Consider the following 17792-nt stretch of genomic DNA (forward strand, 5'->3'; position numbering starts at 1 on the left):
GAGACTCTTCCCCCTTGTTTCCGGGTCGGCAGGGGGCAGGAGCTTCGGCATCTCGCTCGCGATCACCAGTTGCCACCGTGCCCCCGACATGGGATCCTGGCCGCGTCGATCGTCGAACTGATGGGGGAGCGAGTATGAGCGTCTCGGAGCAGAGGAGCGGGGCCATCCGCACCCGGTCACACGTGGTGAGTCGTCTCGTGGTCCCTGCGGTCGCCGCCGTTCTCGCACTTCTCGCGGGCATCGCGACGGCGGTGGCACTGCCGGATCTCACCATCCGATACCTGGGTTTCGCGACGATGATCGCTGCGGTTCTCTCCGGGGTGGTCGCCGTGCGTCGCGGGACGGCGTGGGTGCGGGCCGTCAGCGCGATCGTCGCCGTCCTGGCCCTCATGCTCGGGTCCACCTTCTTCGGCTTGACCTACTCGTAGACATCGCTCGGTCGCGAGGCGGATGCGTCCCGCAAGGTCGAAGCATTCGTAGGTGCGTGGCGAAAGGGTCTGCCTCGGAACGCGAAACGCCCCCGCCGTTCGGGTCGGCGGGGGCGTTGGTTCGCGGGTGCGGGTTACTGCACCGACCATCCGCCGTCCGAGGCGAGGATCGCGCCGTTGATGTTCACGGCGTCGTCCGACAGCAGGAACGTGATGGATGCCGCCAGGTGCTCGGCCGTCGCCACGGTCGGAATCGCCTGCTGGAACGGGGCGAGGCGGCCGGAGCCGTACTCGGACATGTTCGGGGGCATCGGGATGCCGGTGGCCACGCCGCCCGGAGCAACCGAGTTCACGCGGATGCCCTTCGGCCCGTACATGAAGGCCGCCGACTTCGTGACGCCGATGATGCCGTGCTTGCTGGCCGTGTAGGCGTTGCCCGAGGCGTTGCCGCGCAGCCCGGCCTCGCTCGAGACGTTGAGGATCGCGCCGCGACCCGCTGTCTCCATGACGGGGATGACCGCGCGCATGAGCTTGAACGGAGCGGTGAGGTTGATCGCGATGACGCGGTCCCAGACGGCATCCGGGGTCTCGCCCGCGGGGGAGAAGTCGTCGTTGATGCCGGCGACGTTCGCGAGGCCGTCGATGCGGTCGCCCGCGGCGGCGATGACGGCGTCGATCGCGTCCTGCTTGGTGAGGTCCCCGGCCACTGTGACGATGTCGGCATCCGGCAGCTCGGCCTTGAGGGCGTCGAGCTTCTCGGCGGCGATGTCGCTGGCGATCACGCGTCCGCCTTCGCGGGCGATGCGCGAGGCGGTGGCCTTGCCGATGCCGGATGCTGCGCCGGTGACGATGACGGTCTTGCCGGCGAAGCGGCCGGAGGTGACCTTCTCGGTCCAGCCCTCGGACTCGTCGTCTTCGGGGATCTCGCCGCCGTTGGCCGCGCGCACGAGGTCGTCGACGACGGACTGGGGGAGCTGACCCTGGCTCATCGCTACGAGCTGCTGCAGCGGAAGGCCCAGCACGGGGGTGAGGAGCTCGGGGTCGGCGCCCGTCTGCTGGAAGAGTCCGCGGATGAGGGGCCCGCCGGTCGGGTCGTTCATCCAGTCGCCGATGGTGGAGTGTGCGGTGAGGGCCATGCTCGTTCTCCTTGTTCGGGTTTCGCAACGGTGCGTCTACTTATATTCCAGTGTACGCCTGAGTACGCTCGAAAGGTGCCCCGTCCTCGTAGTGAGAAAGCCCGTCAATCCGTGCTCGAGGCGATGCGGCGCGCGCTCGCCGCAGACGGGTATGAGGCCGTGACGATCGAGGGTCTCGCCGAGTCGGCGGAGGTCTCGAAGCAGACGATCTACCGGTGGTGGCCGTCGAAGGCCGCGATCCTCGGTGAGGCGCTGCTCGAGGGGACGCTGCCGGGAGCCGAGGTGTCGGTGCCGATGACGGCCGACCTCGGGGCAGACCTGCGGGCGTGGTTCTCGGCGATGTCCGACGGGCTGGCTCGGCCCGAGGGAGTGGCGCTGGCACGGGCGCTCATCGAGGTGACGGCGGCCGACCCCGAGCTCGGGTTGGTGTTGAACGAGCGCCTGGCGGCGCCGATCCGCGAGTGGGTCGCGGAGCGGGTCTCGCGAGGGCGTGCCGACGGCGATGTGCGGGCCGATGTGGATGCCGCCGCGATCGCGGACCAGTTCATCGCGATGGCGTCGTACTCCGCGCTGATCGGGCAGCCGTTGAGTGCGGAGCGGGTCGAGGAGACCGTGGTGCGGTTGCTGCGGGGGATTGCGGCGTAACTAGCCGGTGGCAGGAGTGAACCGAAGCACGTTGGTCTCACGCCAGCGGAAACCGACGGATTTGTACCGCGTCGCGAGCGCGGTGCCCGAGCATGAGACGACCCCGCCACCTTGATGGGTAGCGGGGCCGAATGAGGAGAGCTGCAGGTCATTCGTCACTCTTTTCGGAAGAGAATGCTCCCGAATCCGACGAGCATGAGACATGCGCCAAGCAGCCCCGTCAGCGCAGCAGGTGCGAGGTTCCCCGTCGTGTGCTCCGCGTCTGAGATGTAGCCCTCAGCAATCGCCATGACAATGGCGAGGACGATGACGGCGGCACCGACGAATCCTATGCTGACCATTGCTCGTCTCGTTTGCGGCTTCACGATCGCTCCTATGGGTTGCATGCTGCGGCCAAGACGTTGCTGTAGCTTACGTCGGGCCGCCAAGCGTCGAGGTTCCATGGCGACTTGAACGGGGCGATGTCGACGTGGCATCGAAGCTGGTTGTAGAACTTGTTGCCCTCGTATTGCGCGCTTACCCAGAGCTTGTACTCCGCCCACCAGTTGGAGAACGGCGTGATCGCCCAGCCGGAGCGGGGAGTGACTCCAACCGTGGTGCCGTAGCTGCTCCAACTGAGTTTCACGTTGGTGATGAGGTTGCCCCGGACAGCAGGGTCCGCAACGACCGGATACGCGAAGGGGGAACGGCGAACCGCCCCGCTACTGAGTGCGTGGCGAGGCGGTTTGTTGGTGGGACTTAGGAGTCGCGGGAGCGCCGATCGCGCCAGAAGATGCGCAGCACCAGAGCCAGCGCTCCGAAGATGAGCACGAGGGCTGCGAGCCAGAAGACCCACACAGCGTCCTGGAACAGGGGCAGCTTGGCGACGACCGGGAGCGCGCCTCCGGCGAGAACCATTGCCACGACCGTGGCACGCTCTCGTGCAGTGCCTCGAACGCGCGGAGTCATCACGAGAGCATCGCCTTCACCGTGCGTTCCCCGGCGGAGAGTTCGAAAACCGTCATTGTTGCTCCTTCGTTGCTCAGTCCCGCCCGACCGGTAAGACGTTACATCTTTTGTGAGCGCTGCGTCTGCCCTTCTCTCAGGGACGGCGGTCGTCGGCGATGCGCCCGGGAGGACCATTGTCCCGATTGCCGGCGCCGCGACCAGCCTCAGCGTCTCGCCTGGTGGAGCAAGCGAAGCGCGCGGCGTCTAGCTGGGTTGTTGAGTGACGGGAGGTTGACGGGCTCAGTATCAGACCCGAGCCACTGCAGACGAAGCATACCGGAATGTCCTCGTATGTGTGCTTTCATGGCTCATATGAAACAGACTATGCGACCTCGTGTCGTCCTCCTGGCAAGTGGACTCAGCCTCGTTCTCGCGCTCCTTCCGGCGACTGCACAGGCGGCCGCCTCGGGTGAGTCCAGCGACATCGCGGATGTTCTCGAGGATGCTGAGACAGTCGCAGTAGGAACTCCCACGCCGTCAGGCGTCGAGTCGCCCGTCCTGCAGGTGGACGGTGCTGACGCATCGGTCGCACTCAATGGAATCGGTACGGATGTCACTTTGGGCGACTCCGAAGGCGCCGAGATCTCCGAGGCAGACCAGTACACAATCGCGGAAGGCGAGTCCGTCACCTACGCCGTCAGTTTTCCTGAGGAGGGAGCAACGAGACTCTCGGCCATCCTGTCCGCTCCGCCTTCGGACTATCCCGAGTGGACCTTCGGGAGCGATGCTCAGCTGCTGGTCCTCGACGACGGGTCGGTTTCGGTTTCGGATGCCGATGGTTTCTTGGGAGGGATTGAGGCTCCCTGGGCCGTTGACGCAGCGGGTCAATCGCTACCCACGCACTATGAGATCTCGGGTTCGACCCTCACGCAGATCGTGGACACGAGAGGAGCAGCATTCCCCGTCGTCGCAGATCCCACAGTGCAGTTCTATGGCCCATATATCCAGGTCCACCTGAACAAGGCCGAGAGTCGCCTGGCTGTCGGAGGTTACGCGGCCTGCGCTGGAGTGTTGAGCAAATCTCCTGTGCCATTCGCGAAACTCCTCCAGGTCTCGTGCACGACCGTGGCTGCGATTGGTGCCACACAGCTGGTGGGCAACAGGTGCATCTCAATCCACTACGTGGTCGGCGTCGGTGGGCCGGCCGGGGTGTGGTGGCCCTGGGTGCGGAACTGCTAGGGCAGATGTGGTCTACGTCGCTGTAGGAGTCGCGCTTCTCCTCTGGGGGGCCTTGGTCGGACGAGCGGGTCGGAAGGTGGGCACTCTTCTCGCAGTCATCCCCGTCGCGGCGTGGCTGGGTCTTCTGGCGTGGCTCGGGTGGACAGGCAGCCTTGATAGTCCAGCCGGAGACGCGCTTCCCGCGTACCTCGTGATCGGACTACTCGCCTTCTTCGTCGGCTTGAATCTCACTAGTCGCTCTGCGGCTTCGCGAAGCACAAGCAAGGACCAGTGATCTGGTGGTCGGCGATCGGTTGTGCGTCTCCTCATGAGGATCACGTGCTGATGGTTCGAGGAGGACGAACGTGACGATAGGTATCGAAGGCGAGATTCTGGCGTACGTGTTGACGGATCTCGCCATCGTTCCGTGCTGATCGGATCGCGGTGCGCAATGTGTGACGCGGTGCGCCCTTGAGAGGGCCAGGTTGTTCTGAGGCCCTGTTGTCACTCTGTACTGGGACCACCCCTGTGAGCCGCGACACCTTCTCTGAAGCTGGCCTGGGCATAGCCCCGAGTTCGGACGTGTGGACCTTGGTCCGTCCACCGAAGTGCCTACAGACGTCAATTCGTTGTAGCGATGGGATTCTTGTTCGGGTCGGAGGCTCCTTGGATTGGACCGATCTTTGTGTTCGCGGCTCTGGTGATGAGGGTGGTGACTGGGGCAATGGAGCTGGCTCGTGTACCTGCGTTGAGTGAGGAATCATTCGTACACCGAGCTGTGTTGGTGTTCTCCCCTCGACGAGTTCGCATCATTGAGAACGCGAACGCGCATGATCCCGCCGTAGCTACAACCCCTTAGGGCGCAGGCCGGGGCCGCCGAGTTCTTCGGTGGAATGGGCTGGCAGCAGGTCGAGGTCCGCTCGAGGGACTATTGCTCCACGCTCGCGGAGGACTGCGCCTCCGTCCGCCCGTCCGCAAACCGCGCCTGCGCCCGGTCCTGACGCCGTGGCACTTCGACGAGCTCGGTCGCCTTCGGCAGGCCCATCGGCCTCGTCGAGACGTACACACTCTCGGCGGTGTCGACGCGGAAGGTCTCGTGCCAGACGCCCACCGCTCCCGGGGCCTTGCGGGCTGCGCGGTTGAAGGCGGTCCAGGCGGGGCGGTGCTGCTGGTTCGGGCTGGAGGCATAGGCGTAGAGCTTGTCGACGGATGACCAGTACTGCACGACGTAGGGTCCGCCCGAGCCGAAGAGCAGGTGGTAGCCGAGCATTCCCGAGTCGGGGTCGGTGCTGAGTTCGCGCAGCATCCCCGGCATGGCGAAGAAGGCCGGCATCCACAGGTCGGGGCGCCACCAGCGGTTGATCTGCATCCCGATGTGGAACACGACGAGCTCGCCCTCGTGGCGGTGGGTCATGCGGCCCGTGATGACTTTAGACATGATGACTCCTTGGTTGGATAGCGTCACTATCCATAATGGATAGCGCTACTATCGAAGTCAAGAGGTGGCCATGAGAATTTCCGAACTGTCCGCGCAGACCGGCGTGACCGTGCCGACGATCAAGTACTACCTGCGCGAGGGGCTGCTGCCCGAGGGCGAGCGCAGTGCGCCGACTCAGGCCGCGTACGGCGAGAAGCACGTGGAGCGGCTGCGGGTGATCCGGGCACTGCTCGACGCGGGTGTGAGCATCGCCGAGACGCGGCGGGTGCTGGCTGCGCTGGACGAGCCGCCGGAGAGTGCGCACAACCTGCTCGGGATGGCGCATGCGGCGATCACTCCGCCGGTGGATGAGTCTTTGGATCTGACGGACGCTGAGACTCTTGTCGCGGGGCTCGGATGGAAGCCGGGGATGTGCGACGAGGCAGTGCTGCACGCGGTCGCGCGGGCGTTGCAAGGGTTGGAGCGCGTCGGGTTCACCGTTCCGGATGCGGCGATGGACGAGTACCTCGCGAGTGCGCGGCGGGTTGCAGATGCGGAGATCGCGGGGGTGCCGGAGGAGTCTGCGGAGGCCGCCGTGCGGTACGTGGTTCTGGGGTCGGTGTTGGTCGAGCCGTTGTTGCTGGCGTTACGGCGGGTGGCGCAGCAGGTCAGCTCGGGGGAGCGGTTTGGGGCGCACGAACACTAAGTACGGGCTCCGTGTCTCGTGCTAGGCGACGGTGGTGCCCTCGGCCGGGATGGCCGTAGAACGGATGCTGCGCAAGATCGAGATGATCGCCTGAGAATCGTCGCTGGAAAACACGTCGGTCGGACCGGTAGGCGCCGTGTCTGTGTAGGGAGATTCGAAAAGACGACTTGGCTCCATGACGCCTGTCGCTGTCAACTCGCTGATCACCATGTCGACGAATCGAAGCTGATTCGCCGTGAACTGTTCCTGGTCGAGGTAGGCGGCGAAGGCTTCCTCCGCTGCAGACCTATCTAGGCCGACGAGGGAGCGAACGAACAACCCGAACCCGCCTGTCCTGCTGGCGGCGTACTCGATGTCGGATCGCGTCGCCTGGTCGGCGTCCAGGAGCATGGACTCGAGCTCCTCGATATCGCTTGCCGTGAGCTGCAGGTTCCTTCGAAGCCGTTGGAGCGCGAGGTGATTTTCATGCGCGCGGAGGTATGCCGTGACCTTCTCCCGGAATCGCTGGAAGTCACTGGGGCGAGTCGAGCGGGCGAACTCTACGTCGATCGCGTCGCCCATCGTGTCCTCGAAGTCGGTGTACACCGGTGAGCGTCCCGCGGTGTCGTCAAAGCGTGCCAAGGAACGGAGCCGTAGGCGTGCGAGCTCCAGCATCGGCAACGTGACGTCGGCCCACCATTCGTCGCTGGCAACCGCTTCCAGTCGCTCGACCTCGGCCTTGACCGAGGGGATCGTGAGCTTTCCGAGCAACGAGGTAGCGATGCCCTGGACGGCCTCACGCACTCGTTCAGCAAGGGCGACGTCACCGTCGAGCTGGGCGAGCTGACGCCGCAGGATCAGGAGGTCGAACCGCTTTGCGAACTCATCGGAATCGAAGCTCGCTGACGGCAGTCCGCCCAGCGCCAGCACGTCTGCGGCATCGGCAGGCGTGAACGACTCCCACGAGGGCCACGCGACAAACCGTTCGACCTCGGCACGATGCCTGCGTACAAGCACGTTATCGAGGTTCATCTCCGCGACGAACTGGTGCAGGGTCTTAGCGGTTGCTTCTCGTAGTTCGGGCTGGGTTTCACCCAACGTTGCGACCAGGCCCACGCGCGCCTCGAAGATCCGCTGCGTGAGGGATTTCTGCCGAGATCCTGGGCTCTCCGGAAGGTCTTGGCTGAAGTACTCAAGGTTGCCGCAGAAATCGAAGACCAGAAAATCCTGTTTCGGTTTCTCCGGGCCGAAGAGGTCGTCGCTCAGGCGCGTGCCACGACCGATCATCTGCCAGAACTTCGCCTTCGACCGCACCGGCTTCGCAAAGACAAGGTTCACGACTTCGGGCACATCGATACCGGTATCGAGCATGTCGACACTGACGGCGATGTGAGGCGCCTTTTCCGGGATGGAGAAGTCATCGATGAACTGTTGTGCGTACGGGGCGTTGTGCGTGATGACTCGAGTGAATACGCCAGCTCGTTCGGGATAGGCGAGGTCGAACCGCTCGGCGATGAACTCGGCATGGCGCTGGTTCTTCGCGAAGAAGATCGTCTTGCCCAGGCGATCACCACCGGCCACCTTGTAGCCCTGCTCCATCACCGTCGCGATCATCTTGTCGACGGTGTCGGCGTTGAAGAGCGAGCGGTTTACGTCTTCCGCTTCGATCTCTTCCGGGATCTCATCGCCCCAGTCGAGCAGGTCCCATTGATCCTGTTCTTCGGGGCTGAGGTCGTCATAACGAATACCGCGGCGCAGGAATGCCGTGCTGACAGAAACGCCGCGCGGGGGAACGAGATACCCGTCCTCGACGGCCTCTTCGAGGGTGTAGGCGTCTGTCGGAACTCCGTCTTCGAGGTGGAAGAGCCGATACGTGTTGCGATCAACCTCTTCCTTCGGGGTCGCGGTAAGCCCCACCAGCAGACCGTCGAAGTAGTCGAAGATCACGCCGTACTTGTCGTACACGGAGCGGTGGGCCTCGTCGATGACGATCAGGTCAAACGCCCCGGGACTGAAGCGGCGCTCGCTATCGTCGACTTGGTTGATGATGTTGAGCATCGTCGGATACGTGGCCACATACACGCGGCCTTCGGCTGCTCGTTCGGTGACCAAATTCACGGTCGTCACCGAAGGCAGATGTTTGGCGAACTGCCCGGCAGCCTGCTTGACGAGTGCTTTCCGATCGGCGAGGAACAGTGCGCGCTTCACCCACCCCTGCTCCATGAGCTGTTGCACGAGTGCGATGGTCGTCCTGGTCTTGCCCGCGCCCGTCGCCATCACGAGCAGCGCATCGCGCTGGCGCTGATCGAACGCTGCGCCGACGGCCTGGATCGCCCTCTGCTGGTAAGGCCGTCCGGCGATTTCGGAGTTGACCGGTGCGCCCGCGAGCGGCTTTCGGTCTTGTCGGCGCTGGATGGCGAGTTCGAGCTCGTCCTTCGTGTAGAAGCCGTCCACGGGACGAGGCGGGTAGCCAGATCCATCGTCCCAGATGCGATGCTCATAGCCGTTGGTGAAGAACATCATCGGTCGTTGCCCGTGTGCGGCTTCGAGGCGATCGGCGTAAATCTCGGCCTGCTGCTGGCCGAGATCCACGCTGGCGGTCGTGCGCTTGGCCTCGACGATGGCGAGTGGTCGTCCGTCGTCGCCCCAGAGCACGTAGTCGACATATCCCATTCCGGACGGGCTCGGCATGCCTGTAACCGGGTACTCGCGATCGCGTGCGTCGGAAAGCGGCCAGCCCGCCTCGCGGAGCAGCGCGTCGATCAGGTGAAGGCGCGTCTCGGCTTCGGAGTAGTCGTGTTCGTCGGGCACGACATTCTGTTGCTGGGCTTCGGCGATCTGCGCTCGAAGGCGTTCGATCTCGGCTTCCTGCACGGCGAGAAGCTGATTCTTCTCAGCAACGGCACGCGCGTAGTTCTCGTCCTGTTCTTTGAACTTCGCCACCAGGGCGTGCAGTTCTCCCCGAGAAAGTGGGGCTGCTTGGGCAGCAAGCGTTGGGTCGAACTGGGCACCAGTAGGAACAACGTCTGGCCGCGCCGAGTGGTGGAAGCCCGCCCACACCAACACGTGGAAGAGCTCACGGAGCACCCCGATAGCGGTCGCGGCCGAGACGGCCTGGGTGCGGTGCACGGCCGTGTTGCCCTCTTTGCGGATCAGTGTGAGCTTCAGCGTGATCGCTCGACCCGCACGAGCGGCGAAATCCGGGTCGCTGATCCGGGCTGCCAGATCATTCCGGTACGGCTCCGGCAGCTGCCACAGGTCGGCGAGATGGAACACGAGCGTCTCGACCGCGCGGCGAGCGTAGAAGCAAGCCGTGCGCGGGTCCGATGTGGCATAAGTCTCCGCCCGACGGGCGTCATCGAACAGCTGCGGCTGCGTCCGCTTGACAAAGTCGAAGTTACCCATGGCGTCCCCTCACGCGGCGCTGCCCTCGTCGGCGCGCTCACCTCATGTCTAGCGGATTCCTACAGCTCACCACGAAACGCGCGGGATTGGAGCGATGCGAAGAGCTTGTTGACCGACGCAAGATGCTCGCTTGCAAGCCTTCTTTCGCGCTGGATGCTGTGCACGATTTCACTGAATCGTTCTTGCAATTCGAGAGATGGAACAGGAACGTGTAGATCGCGCAGGCGTCCCATGCTCACTCTGCTACGGGTCTGGCCCGACACCAGTGCACCCGCCAATGCCATTGTGCCAGGGTGGTTCAACAACGCTACGAGGTACTCCGAAGTGGCAATTTTCGGTGCTACCCGCATCTGAACGCAGTCGGCTTTGTTTAGTGCGACAGGTAAATACTCCGGCTGGATGCAGGCGCGAATGTTCGGCTCGCCCATTGTCGCGATGAGGATATCACCGGGCAGGCACTCATGCTTACGAAGCGACTCAAAATGCTCGGCAGATATGTACGCCCTGTCTGTGTCATCATACATTCCCGGCTTGATATTCTGCAGGCGCACAACGGGAACGCCCTCCAGGACGTAGTGTTCGCTTTTCAAATTGCTACCAAATGGACCGTCGCTGAACTTCGTCGATGTCGCTCCCAGCGGCATTACTCGGTGCTCAACATGCGGACGAGTTGGAGAGCCAAACATGTTGTCGAAGACGGATTGAACGAGCGTGTCGAGATAGCTCAGATGCCGACGTCGAGTGTCCCGAATGTCAACAGATTGATCGAGAATCGCAGCAATTCGCCCCTGCTCCTCAATCGAGGGAAGGGGAACCTCGATCAGTTTGACCTGGGCGGGGCGGGCGCGCATTAGTGAACCCCCTACGCCAGCCACCGTCGACATGAACTTTGCGTGGAAGCTATCGCTCAGCAAGAAGCTCCGCAGGTATCTCGGCTCCACGTCTGGGTGTCGCATAACGATCCACTCGCCCGACGCGATTTGCCTTCGCCCTCGGGATTCGCCTATCACGCCGGCGCGCCGGATGTGAGGCACGATCTTTGACAAAACGACATCTCCAGGCTGCACAATTTGCTTTGACGAGCCGATCTCGTGTCCCAATGCCAGGTCGGGATTGCCGCGGTCGTGAGCCGGGATGCTATGCAAGTCGAACTGTTCGTCCGGATGGTTTCTTGGGTCAAGAGATGCAGCGCGCGCGGGCATAAGTTCACCGAGCGGAACCATTCTCATGACAGCATCGCCTTCAAATCGGCGAGCCCCTGAGCGATCTCTGATTCCAACACTTCGATGTCGGCGAGAATGTCCAGCGGAGCGCGATGCTCGACCTCGTCGTACACAACCTCCTTGTAACGGTTGATCGACAGGTCGTAGCCGTTTTCGGCGATCTCCGCCTTCGGCACGGTGAAGGACTTCTCGGTGCGGGCGCGGTCGCGTTCCGTCCCGTCGCGCTCGGCCCAGCGGGCACGCACGTCGTCGAGATCGTTCTGTTCGATGGGAGTCCGCTTGTCGTCGAGGGAGTATCCATCGGCGGTAACGTCGTAGAACCACACCTCACCCGTGCCGCCGTCGTCCGTCCGTGTGAAGAACAGGATCGCGGTGGATACTCCGGCGTATGGCTTGAAGACTCCGGAGGGGAGCTTCACGATGGCGTCGAGCTTCTGATCTTCGACGAGCATCTTCCGCAGGGCCTTGTGCGCGGTCGTCGATCCGAAGAGTACGCCGTCTGGCACAATCACCGCCGCTCTTCCGCCGGGCTTCAGAAGCTTGAGGAAGAGCGCGAGGAAGAGCAGCTCCGTCTTCTTGGTCTTGACCGTACGAAGCAGCTCCGTCGAAGCCGCTTCGTAGTCCAGCGAACCGGCGAATGGTGGGTTGGCAAGGATCAGGGTGTACTTATCCTTGTCCGCGCTCGCCCCCTCAGACAGAGAGTCACGGTAGCGGATGTCGGGCGACTCGATGCCGTGCATCATCATGTTCATACTGCCGATGCGCAGCATGGTCGAGTCGAAGTCGTAGCCGTGGAACATCGAGCGGTGGAAGTGCTCGCGCTGAGCGGTATCCGACAGCACGGAGGGGTGGTGCTCCCGCACATACTCGGATGCGCTCACGAGGAAGCCGGCGGTCCCGGCCGCGGGGTCGCAGATTTCGTCACCAGGTTTCGGAGCCATGAGGTCGACCATCAGGTTGATGATGTGGCGAGGTGTGCGGAATTGCCCGTTGACGCCCGCGCTGGCGATCTTCGACAGCAGGTACTCGTAGATGTCACCGTTGGTATCGCGGTCGTTCATCGGGATGGCATCGATAAGGTCGACAACCTTCGTCAGCAGCCCCGCATTGGGAATCATGAAGGTCGCATCCTTCATGTGCTCGGCGTAAGTCGATCCGTCGCCGCCGAGTTGCCGGAGGAAGGGGAACACCTCGGTGCCCATGCGCGCGAACATGACGTCTCCGCCTACGTTCTTCAGCCGCGACCACCTCAGATGCTGTTGTGCTTCAGTGAAGACCGGGTTCTCGTTCGGGTTGCCCATGAGCTTCTCGCGGTTGTCCGCAAGAGTCTGAAGCTCGTCGAGCCTGCGGATGAAGAGGAGATAGGTGATTTGCTCGATCACTTGCAGTGGGTTGCTGATGCCGCCCGACCAGAAGGCGTCCCAGACGCGGTCTACTTTGCTCTTCAGTTCACCGGTGATCACACGCTCAACTCTACGGAATCGCGGGGCGTCAGGTTCTTCCATGGTTGCCTCTTCTACCGCCTGTTCGAAGGCAGCCGATCAGGATCTCAGGGGCCACCGACATTGAGTCGAATCGTCGTCAGCATCATCCCCAACGCCCGCACCCGCCTCGCCAGCTGTCCAGGCCCCCCGCTCACATCCACCGCATGCGCAACCACCGTCGTCCTCGTCGCCGCAATCTCATACCGCCGCGGCTCCACATCCCCGGACACGTACAGCAGGTGCACCTCGCGAACCCCTGCCGTCACGGCGTAGGCGAGCGCCTGATACACATCCGCGTTCGGCGGTGACCCGTCGCTCTCGCCCCACACCTTGTACTTCGTATCCGCAACCGCGACCACTCGCCCTTGCCGCGAGATCACGATGTCCGGACGCATCCGGATCTTCCCCTCTGCGTCCAACTGCCAATCCGACACCTGCAGATCGACGTCGAACCCCTCGGGATGCAGCGTCGCCTGAAGAACCCGCCCGACGAAGTCCTCGTACACCTTCGCCACGTTCAGCAAGAAGGCGGAACCCGAGCTCGCCCCCTCGGCGTGTGCCCAGGACGTCGCCTCGAGAACCCATCGGGCGAGTCGGAGTGCGGGCTGGTAGTGCGCGTTCAACCGCGACTCCGCTGGCAGTATGACCAGGCCCGTCGCACGCAGATCCGATACCTCGGAGAACAGCCCCAGGAGCGGACCGAGCTTGTCGACCACCCGCCGCGGAAGCTGCTCCAGTCGAACCAGCGCGCGCAGCGCGGCCTTGAGGATTCTGTTCTCCGGAACGTCCTCGGTGTAGTCGTCGTAGGTGAGCTCCACCGGCACGGGGATACCGGGCCGCACCTTGAGCTGCCGCGCGATGTCCCATCGACCGCGGATCACTGTGCCCGTCTCCTCGACAGAGACGTATCCCTTGAGCAGTCCTCTGCCCGTCGCCTCCCCGACTGACCGAATCAGTGCGGATGCCAGCGCGGCCGGGAGATCCTGATCGGCCTCAAAGGCAAACGACGCATCATCCACCTCGGCCTGCAAGCCTGAGTAGGAGGCCATGAAGATGAGACTTCGCAGCGGCGTCTTCGGCCGCACGATCAGACGTACGTCATCAATCGCGACCACACCGACGCGCGTCACGTCTGTGACCCGCCAGATGCCCGAATCCACCGTCGGTGAGACCCGGCAGAACCTCAGGTCTTGCAGACGCGCAGCTTGCGACGCGGTGAGCGCGACCAAGGACTCGCCCTTCTCGGCGATGTCCTCGACACGGGCCTCGATCATGACCGAGTTCATGTCTCGGTCGTTGCGTCCGTGTCCGTGGTGACGATTGTGAGCAGAGCATCCAGCCCATACTTCACATGCACGTCGACGCCCGTGCCGATGTGCCGCTCTTCGAGCAGAGGCAGGATGCTCTCCTCCCACACGGCGCGCAGGTCGTCCTCGCCCAAGTCGTCGGTCCGGAGCAGGTGGCTCGGGCCGATGCGGTCCTCGCGATCGCGGATGCTCTCGTTCAAGAGCTCGAACAGCGCGGCGACCGGCAGCGTCTGCGGATGCTGCTCCGACCACCGGCCGAGGATGCCCTTCACCGGAGCGACATCCGGATGCAGCTCGAAGAACGCGAACCGGCGTCGCATTGCCGAGTCGAGCAGCGCGATCGACCGGTCGGCGGTGTTCATGGTTCCGATGATCAGCACGTTCGCGGGGAGGCTGAACGACTTCCCGCCATCGTCGCCCGAACCGGCATAGAGCACGTCGATCGCATCGTCCCGGTACTCGAGCAGGTAGTACAGCTCGCCGAAGACTTTGCTGAGGTTCGCGCGGTTGATCTCATCGATCATCAGCACATGCGGGACATCCGGGTTCTTGCGCGCTTCATCCGCGATCTCCCGAAGTGGACCGCGGGTGAGAGAGAACGACAGCTGCCCCGCGGCATCCGTCACCGGACGATAGCCGGCGAAGAAGTCCTCGTAGGTGTACGACGGGTGGAACTGGATGCGCTTCACGACGCTGCCGGGCTTGCCCAGCCGGTTGGCCAGCGCGCGAGCGACGTAGGTCTTGCCTGTTCCGGGAGGGCCGTAGAGGATCACCTGACCACGGCGGTGCAGCGCGCTCGTGACCTTTCCGAGCCATGCCTCGTGCAGGTGAGTCGCGCCGGCGAGCTCTGTGAGGTCGACCTCAGAGGGGAAGAAGCCGCGAGGGTCTGGGTCTGTCTCGGCCTCTTCGTCACTCACGGTGACAGGATCTGCAGGCGCGGGTTCCACCGGGCCCGTCGGGTTCTTTTCCCACCGCGACTCGAGATCGCCATAAAGGTCGATCGGCTTTCCGGCCTTGACCTGCAGTGCGATAACGATGGCTTGGAGGTCGGCGTCTGGGTCGCTCGAGAACTCGCCACCGATTTCGCCGATGAACGCCTCGCGAATACGGGTTCGGTGGTCGGTCGAGACGATCGGGCCGAAGAAGCCGGGGTGCACGAGGTAGAGGAGGGCGTAGCGCTGGGTGGGGAACCCACTGTCTTTCCCCAGTACGAGGTCTCGCCAGCGCCGTGGTTCATCGAGCGCACGTTGCTGTTCTTCCTCGCTCAGCTCGGTCCACGCGACCAGCACTTCGAGCACGACAGTGAGCGCGTGGTTGACGTGAGCCTGCATCCCTTGCCCCGGGTTGAAGGCGCCACCAGCGAACGCGGCATCGAACACCTGCGGGATCTCGACCGGATGCCGCATCACGTTCAGCGCGGACTCGACCCGCTCGCGCTTCTTGGCGTGGCCCATGACCTTGGCGATCGGGAGCAGCTGGAAGGCCAGAACTTCTGCCATCAGCAGCTTCTGATCCTCTGTCGCGCCGGCGAGCTGCAGTTCGAGGTTGGCGTTGAAGCCTTTGCCATCAACCTTGTCTGCGGTCACCCACAACGTGTGCAGTTCACGGATATTCGATGCGGTCCACACCTCACGGCCAGGGGCGAACGCTGACAGGCCCTTACGGAGCCCCTCTTCCACGATCACCTCGGCGGCGGCGAGCAATGTGCGCTGATTGGCGTCTTCGCTCACCCAGCGTTCGGGCAGTGCACGCTCGATCTCGTTGCGTCGACGGTCTCTTTCAGCGACCTTCAACCGCTGGGCTTCGACGACAAGCTCGTTGCCGGGAAACGCCTCAACCGCGGCGACACCGTTCGGTGTAATGGCCCATTCTCCGGACAGCGAAGGATTCTTGCGCAGCCACCCTGCCGCGACGAAATCGGAGCTGGCGAACAACCAGTTCGTTGACCCGCGGGGTACGTTCCTCGTGTTGAGCTCTGATTCGTGCGGAGTGAGAGGCACGCGCGCCACCGACTCCGCCCAGATGTCTGAGACGGCCATGTAAGAACCGTCGGAAGCCTGTTCGACGAGGATCTCGAGTGCGGTCCGCACACGCTCCGCAGTCTTGAGTTCCTTCTCCATCGTGCTCCTTCAGGTCGCGGCCGGCCCGCACTGCGGCTGCCACTGTGTTCGTGTCGGTGCATGAAAGCGCGAACACCAAAGGCCGTGCCGGGGCTGGTTCTTCGTTCGCCCCCGCTACTTGCGCGGACAGTTCCGCTTGTCGTGGCCGTGATAGCTGCAGACGCTGCATGCACCCGCGTGAGGAGAGACATCGCAGGAGCGCTTGTCGTGTCCGAGCTCTCCGCACCACGAGCATGTCCTCGTACCACTCGCACTCATCGCTGCCTCCGCTTGCTGCTGCCCCATCAATATGGTCAAGAGCCTAGTGGTCGTCAAGCGTCGCGATCCGGCCGCCCGCGCACACGCGAGAACCACGTGGGCGAGCCCTCTACGCCCACGTGGACCTGGTCGCATGTACTGTGAGATCCCTCGCCGTACGGCGAGAACCCCGTGGCTGATAGGCAGCCACACCAGATGAGAGAGTGCAAGATGAGAAAGCTCAGTACGATCGCCCAAGCCCTCGCGGATGAGATCGCAGCCCAGGACTGGTCGGATGCGCATTCGCGAGCAGATGGCGCACGTCACAACCGCGAACTAGATCGCACCCAAGCGGCGCAACTCGCACCTGATGAGGCAGACACGGTTCGCGTGAACGTGATGTGGGTAGTGGCTCAAGCATTGAGTGATCACGATCCGAACTTTGATGTTCACGCGTTCGCGGAGGCGGCTGGAGTCAGTCCTGACTATCGCTTGCGCAATGACGGGTCGCCAAGCGGCGCCATGGCTGCCGGTATCCGGCTTGGAACCGGCGAGACGTACACGCCCAAGCAACTAGCGCGATTGCTGGGATACACCGAAGAATCTCGCCCTGGGAAGGTAGTGCGCGACTACCTTCGGGCCAAGAATCCGAAGCGGACGAAGTATCAGCCTTGGGTGCTCACTGAGGCGCAAGCCGCAGATGTGCTCGCGAACGTGCCGATGAAGCGCTGATGCGAGTCGGGAGCCCCTAGCCGAACGCTGGGGGCTCTCGTCATTCCCCAACCCGCTACTGCGTCAGCTTCACAAAGTACTCATACCGGTCACCCGGCGATGAGCTCGAAACATACTCCACCGGCCGCCCGGAGGTGTCGCTCGTCCACCGGTTGATCGTCAGCAGCGGAAACCCCTCCGCGACCCCGAGCGCCTCCGCCTGCTCCGACGTCGCGGCCTCGGCGCGGATCTTTTCGCTCGCCTCTTTCAGGTAGATGCCGAGCTCCGCGAACAGCGCATACAGCGACTGGGTGCGCTCCAACTCCGAAGCCTTGAGTCGCGCACCGATCTCGTCGGGCACCCACGACACCATGAGGCAGAACGGGCGGTCGTCGTTCATGCGCACGCGCGAGATGCGCCACAGGTGCGCTCCGGGCAAGAAGTCGGTGGCGTTGAGAGGCGGCGAGGGGTCGGGGTCGATCACGATGTCGCGGATGCCGGGCCGCAGGCCGAGGTCGCGCATCACGTCGGTGAAGCTGCGCAGGTCTCCGAGCGTGTGCGTCATGCCCTGCTCGCTGACGTACGTGCCCGACCCGCGCTGACGCCGCAGCAGGTTCACCTGCGTGAGCACGTTGAGGGCCTGGCGAACCGTGTTGCGGCTGACGCCGAAGAGCTCGCCCAGCTCCAGCTCGCCGGGGAGGCGTTCACCGGACTTCCACCGGCCGTCCGCGATCTCCTGTCGCAGCTGGTCGGCGATCTGCTGGTAGGCCGGCTTCGTCACCCTGACACTGTGCCACACGGAAGATGTACCTACACATATTTTCAAATGTACCTACACCTATTGAAGTT

16 protein-coding genes are annotated in these 17792 nt (G+C 63.6%); 5 read left to right on the top strand and 11 right to left on the bottom strand.

The window, feature by feature from the left end; translation table 11 throughout:
* Positions 1-134: 134 nt before the first annotated feature.
* The gene (locus CQ045_RS09440) at positions 135-428 is read left to right on the top strand and encodes a hypothetical protein (RefSeq protein ID WP_146115218.1); all 294 of its coding nucleotides are present in this window, start codon (positions 135-137) and stop codon (positions 426-428) included.
* Between the two features lie 134 nt (positions 429-562).
* On the opposite strand, the gene CQ045_RS09445 is transcribed toward CQ045_RS09440, so the two are convergent.
* Entirely contained in the window at positions 563-1564 is a 1002-nt protein-coding gene (locus CQ045_RS09445; RefSeq protein WP_105722994.1) for an SDR family NAD(P)-dependent oxidoreductase, read from the bottom strand.
* A 75-nt stretch (positions 1565-1639) separates the two neighbouring features.
* Between CQ045_RS09445 and CQ045_RS09450 the strand changes: the two genes are divergently transcribed.
* On the top strand, positions 1640-2209 hold the full coding sequence (locus CQ045_RS09450) for a TetR/AcrR family transcriptional regulator (RefSeq protein ID WP_258131016.1): 570 nt from the start codon (positions 1640-1642) through the stop codon (positions 2207-2209).
* Between the two features lie 155 nt (positions 2210-2364).
* Here the strand turns inward: CQ045_RS09450 and CQ045_RS09455 are convergent, their stop codons facing one another.
* The 3 genes from CQ045_RS09455 to CQ045_RS18840 all read right to left on the bottom strand — a co-directional run bounded on the left by CQ045_RS09455 (position 2365) and on the right by CQ045_RS18840 (position 3106).
* Positions 2365-2550: a hypothetical protein gene (locus CQ045_RS09455; protein WP_105722996.1), complete on the bottom strand. Its 186-nt coding sequence runs from the start codon at positions 2548-2550 to the stop codon at positions 2365-2367.
* 32 nt (positions 2551-2582) lie between these two features.
* Positions 2583-2834 (bottom strand): DUF2599 domain-containing protein, encoded by a 252-nt coding sequence (locus CQ045_RS19175; RefSeq protein WP_181156514.1) that lies wholly within the window; start codon positions 2832-2834, stop codon positions 2583-2585.
* Positions 2835-2947: 113 nt separating this feature from the next.
* A complete protein-coding gene (locus CQ045_RS18840) occupies positions 2948-3106 on the bottom strand; it encodes a hypothetical protein (protein ID WP_181156515.1) in 159 nt (52 codons plus the stop codon).
* A 393-nt stretch (positions 3107-3499) separates the two neighbouring features.
* Here CQ045_RS18840 and CQ045_RS09465 point away from each other — a divergent pair, with 393 nt between their 5' ends.
* Positions 3500-4375, top strand: coding sequence for a hypothetical protein (locus CQ045_RS09465; protein WP_146115219.1), 876 nt, complete (start codon positions 3500-3502; stop codon positions 4373-4375).
* A gap of 907 nt (positions 4376-5282) precedes the next feature.
* On the opposite strand, the gene CQ045_RS09470 is transcribed toward CQ045_RS09465, so the two are convergent.
* On the bottom strand, positions 5283-5792 hold the full coding sequence (locus tag CQ045_RS09470) for a DUF4188 domain-containing protein (protein ID WP_105723000.1): 510 nt from the start codon (positions 5790-5792) through the stop codon (positions 5283-5285).
* A gap of 70 nt (positions 5793-5862) precedes the next feature.
* Between CQ045_RS09470 and CQ045_RS09475 the strand changes: the two genes are divergently transcribed.
* Positions 5863-6477 carry a MerR family transcriptional regulator gene (locus tag CQ045_RS09475; RefSeq protein WP_105723002.1) on the top strand — a complete coding sequence of 205 codons (615 nt, stop codon included), beginning with the start codon at positions 5863-5865 and terminating at the stop codon, positions 6475-6477.
* Between the two features lie 21 nt (positions 6478-6498).
* On the opposite strand, the gene CQ045_RS09480 is transcribed toward CQ045_RS09475, so the two are convergent.
* The 5 genes from CQ045_RS09480 to CQ045_RS09495 all read right to left on the bottom strand — a co-directional run bounded on the left by CQ045_RS09480 (position 6499) and on the right by CQ045_RS09495 (position 15995).
* Positions 6499-9861, bottom strand: coding sequence for a DEAD/DEAH box helicase family protein (locus CQ045_RS09480; RefSeq protein ID WP_105723005.1), 3363 nt, complete (start codon positions 9859-9861; stop codon positions 6499-6501).
* Between the two features lie 59 nt (positions 9862-9920).
* Positions 9921-11090, bottom strand: coding sequence for a hypothetical protein (locus tag CQ045_RS18640; protein ID WP_146115220.1), 1170 nt, complete (start codon positions 11088-11090; stop codon positions 9921-9923).
* The gene (locus CQ045_RS09485; protein ID WP_105723007.1) at positions 11087-12547 is read right to left on the bottom strand and encodes a class I SAM-dependent DNA methyltransferase; all 1461 of its coding nucleotides are present in this window, start codon (positions 12545-12547) and stop codon (positions 11087-11089) included. The genes CQ045_RS18640 and CQ045_RS09485 overlap by 4 nt, the downstream gene beginning before the upstream one ends.
* An 86-nt stretch (positions 12548-12633) precedes the next feature.
* Positions 12634-13854, bottom strand: a complete 1221-nt coding sequence (locus CQ045_RS09490; protein ID WP_105723009.1) for an McrC family protein — start codon at positions 13852-13854, stop codon at positions 12634-12636.
* On the bottom strand, positions 13851-15995 hold the full coding sequence (locus CQ045_RS09495) for an McrB family protein (RefSeq protein WP_105723011.1): 2145 nt from the start codon (positions 15993-15995) through the stop codon (positions 13851-13853). Before CQ045_RS09495 ends, CQ045_RS09490 begins: the two co-directional genes overlap by 4 nt.
* Before the next feature lie 468 nt (positions 15996-16463).
* Between CQ045_RS09495 and CQ045_RS18645 the strand changes: the two genes are divergently transcribed.
* On the top strand, positions 16464-16964 hold the full coding sequence (locus CQ045_RS18645) for a hypothetical protein (protein ID WP_146115221.1): 501 nt from the start codon (positions 16464-16466) through the stop codon (positions 16962-16964).
* A gap of 55 nt (positions 16965-17019) precedes the next feature.
* Here CQ045_RS18645 and CQ045_RS09500 read toward each other — a convergent pair whose 3' ends face one another.
* Positions 17020-17724 (bottom strand): GntR family transcriptional regulator, encoded by a 705-nt coding sequence (locus CQ045_RS09500; protein ID WP_181156516.1) that lies wholly within the window; start codon positions 17722-17724, stop codon positions 17020-17022.
* Positions 17725-17792: the final 68 nt, after the last annotated feature.

The organism is Microbacterium sp. MYb66 (assembly GCF_002979435.1).
Taxonomy (GTDB): domain Bacteria; phylum Actinomycetota; class Actinomycetes; order Actinomycetales; family Microbacteriaceae; genus Microbacterium.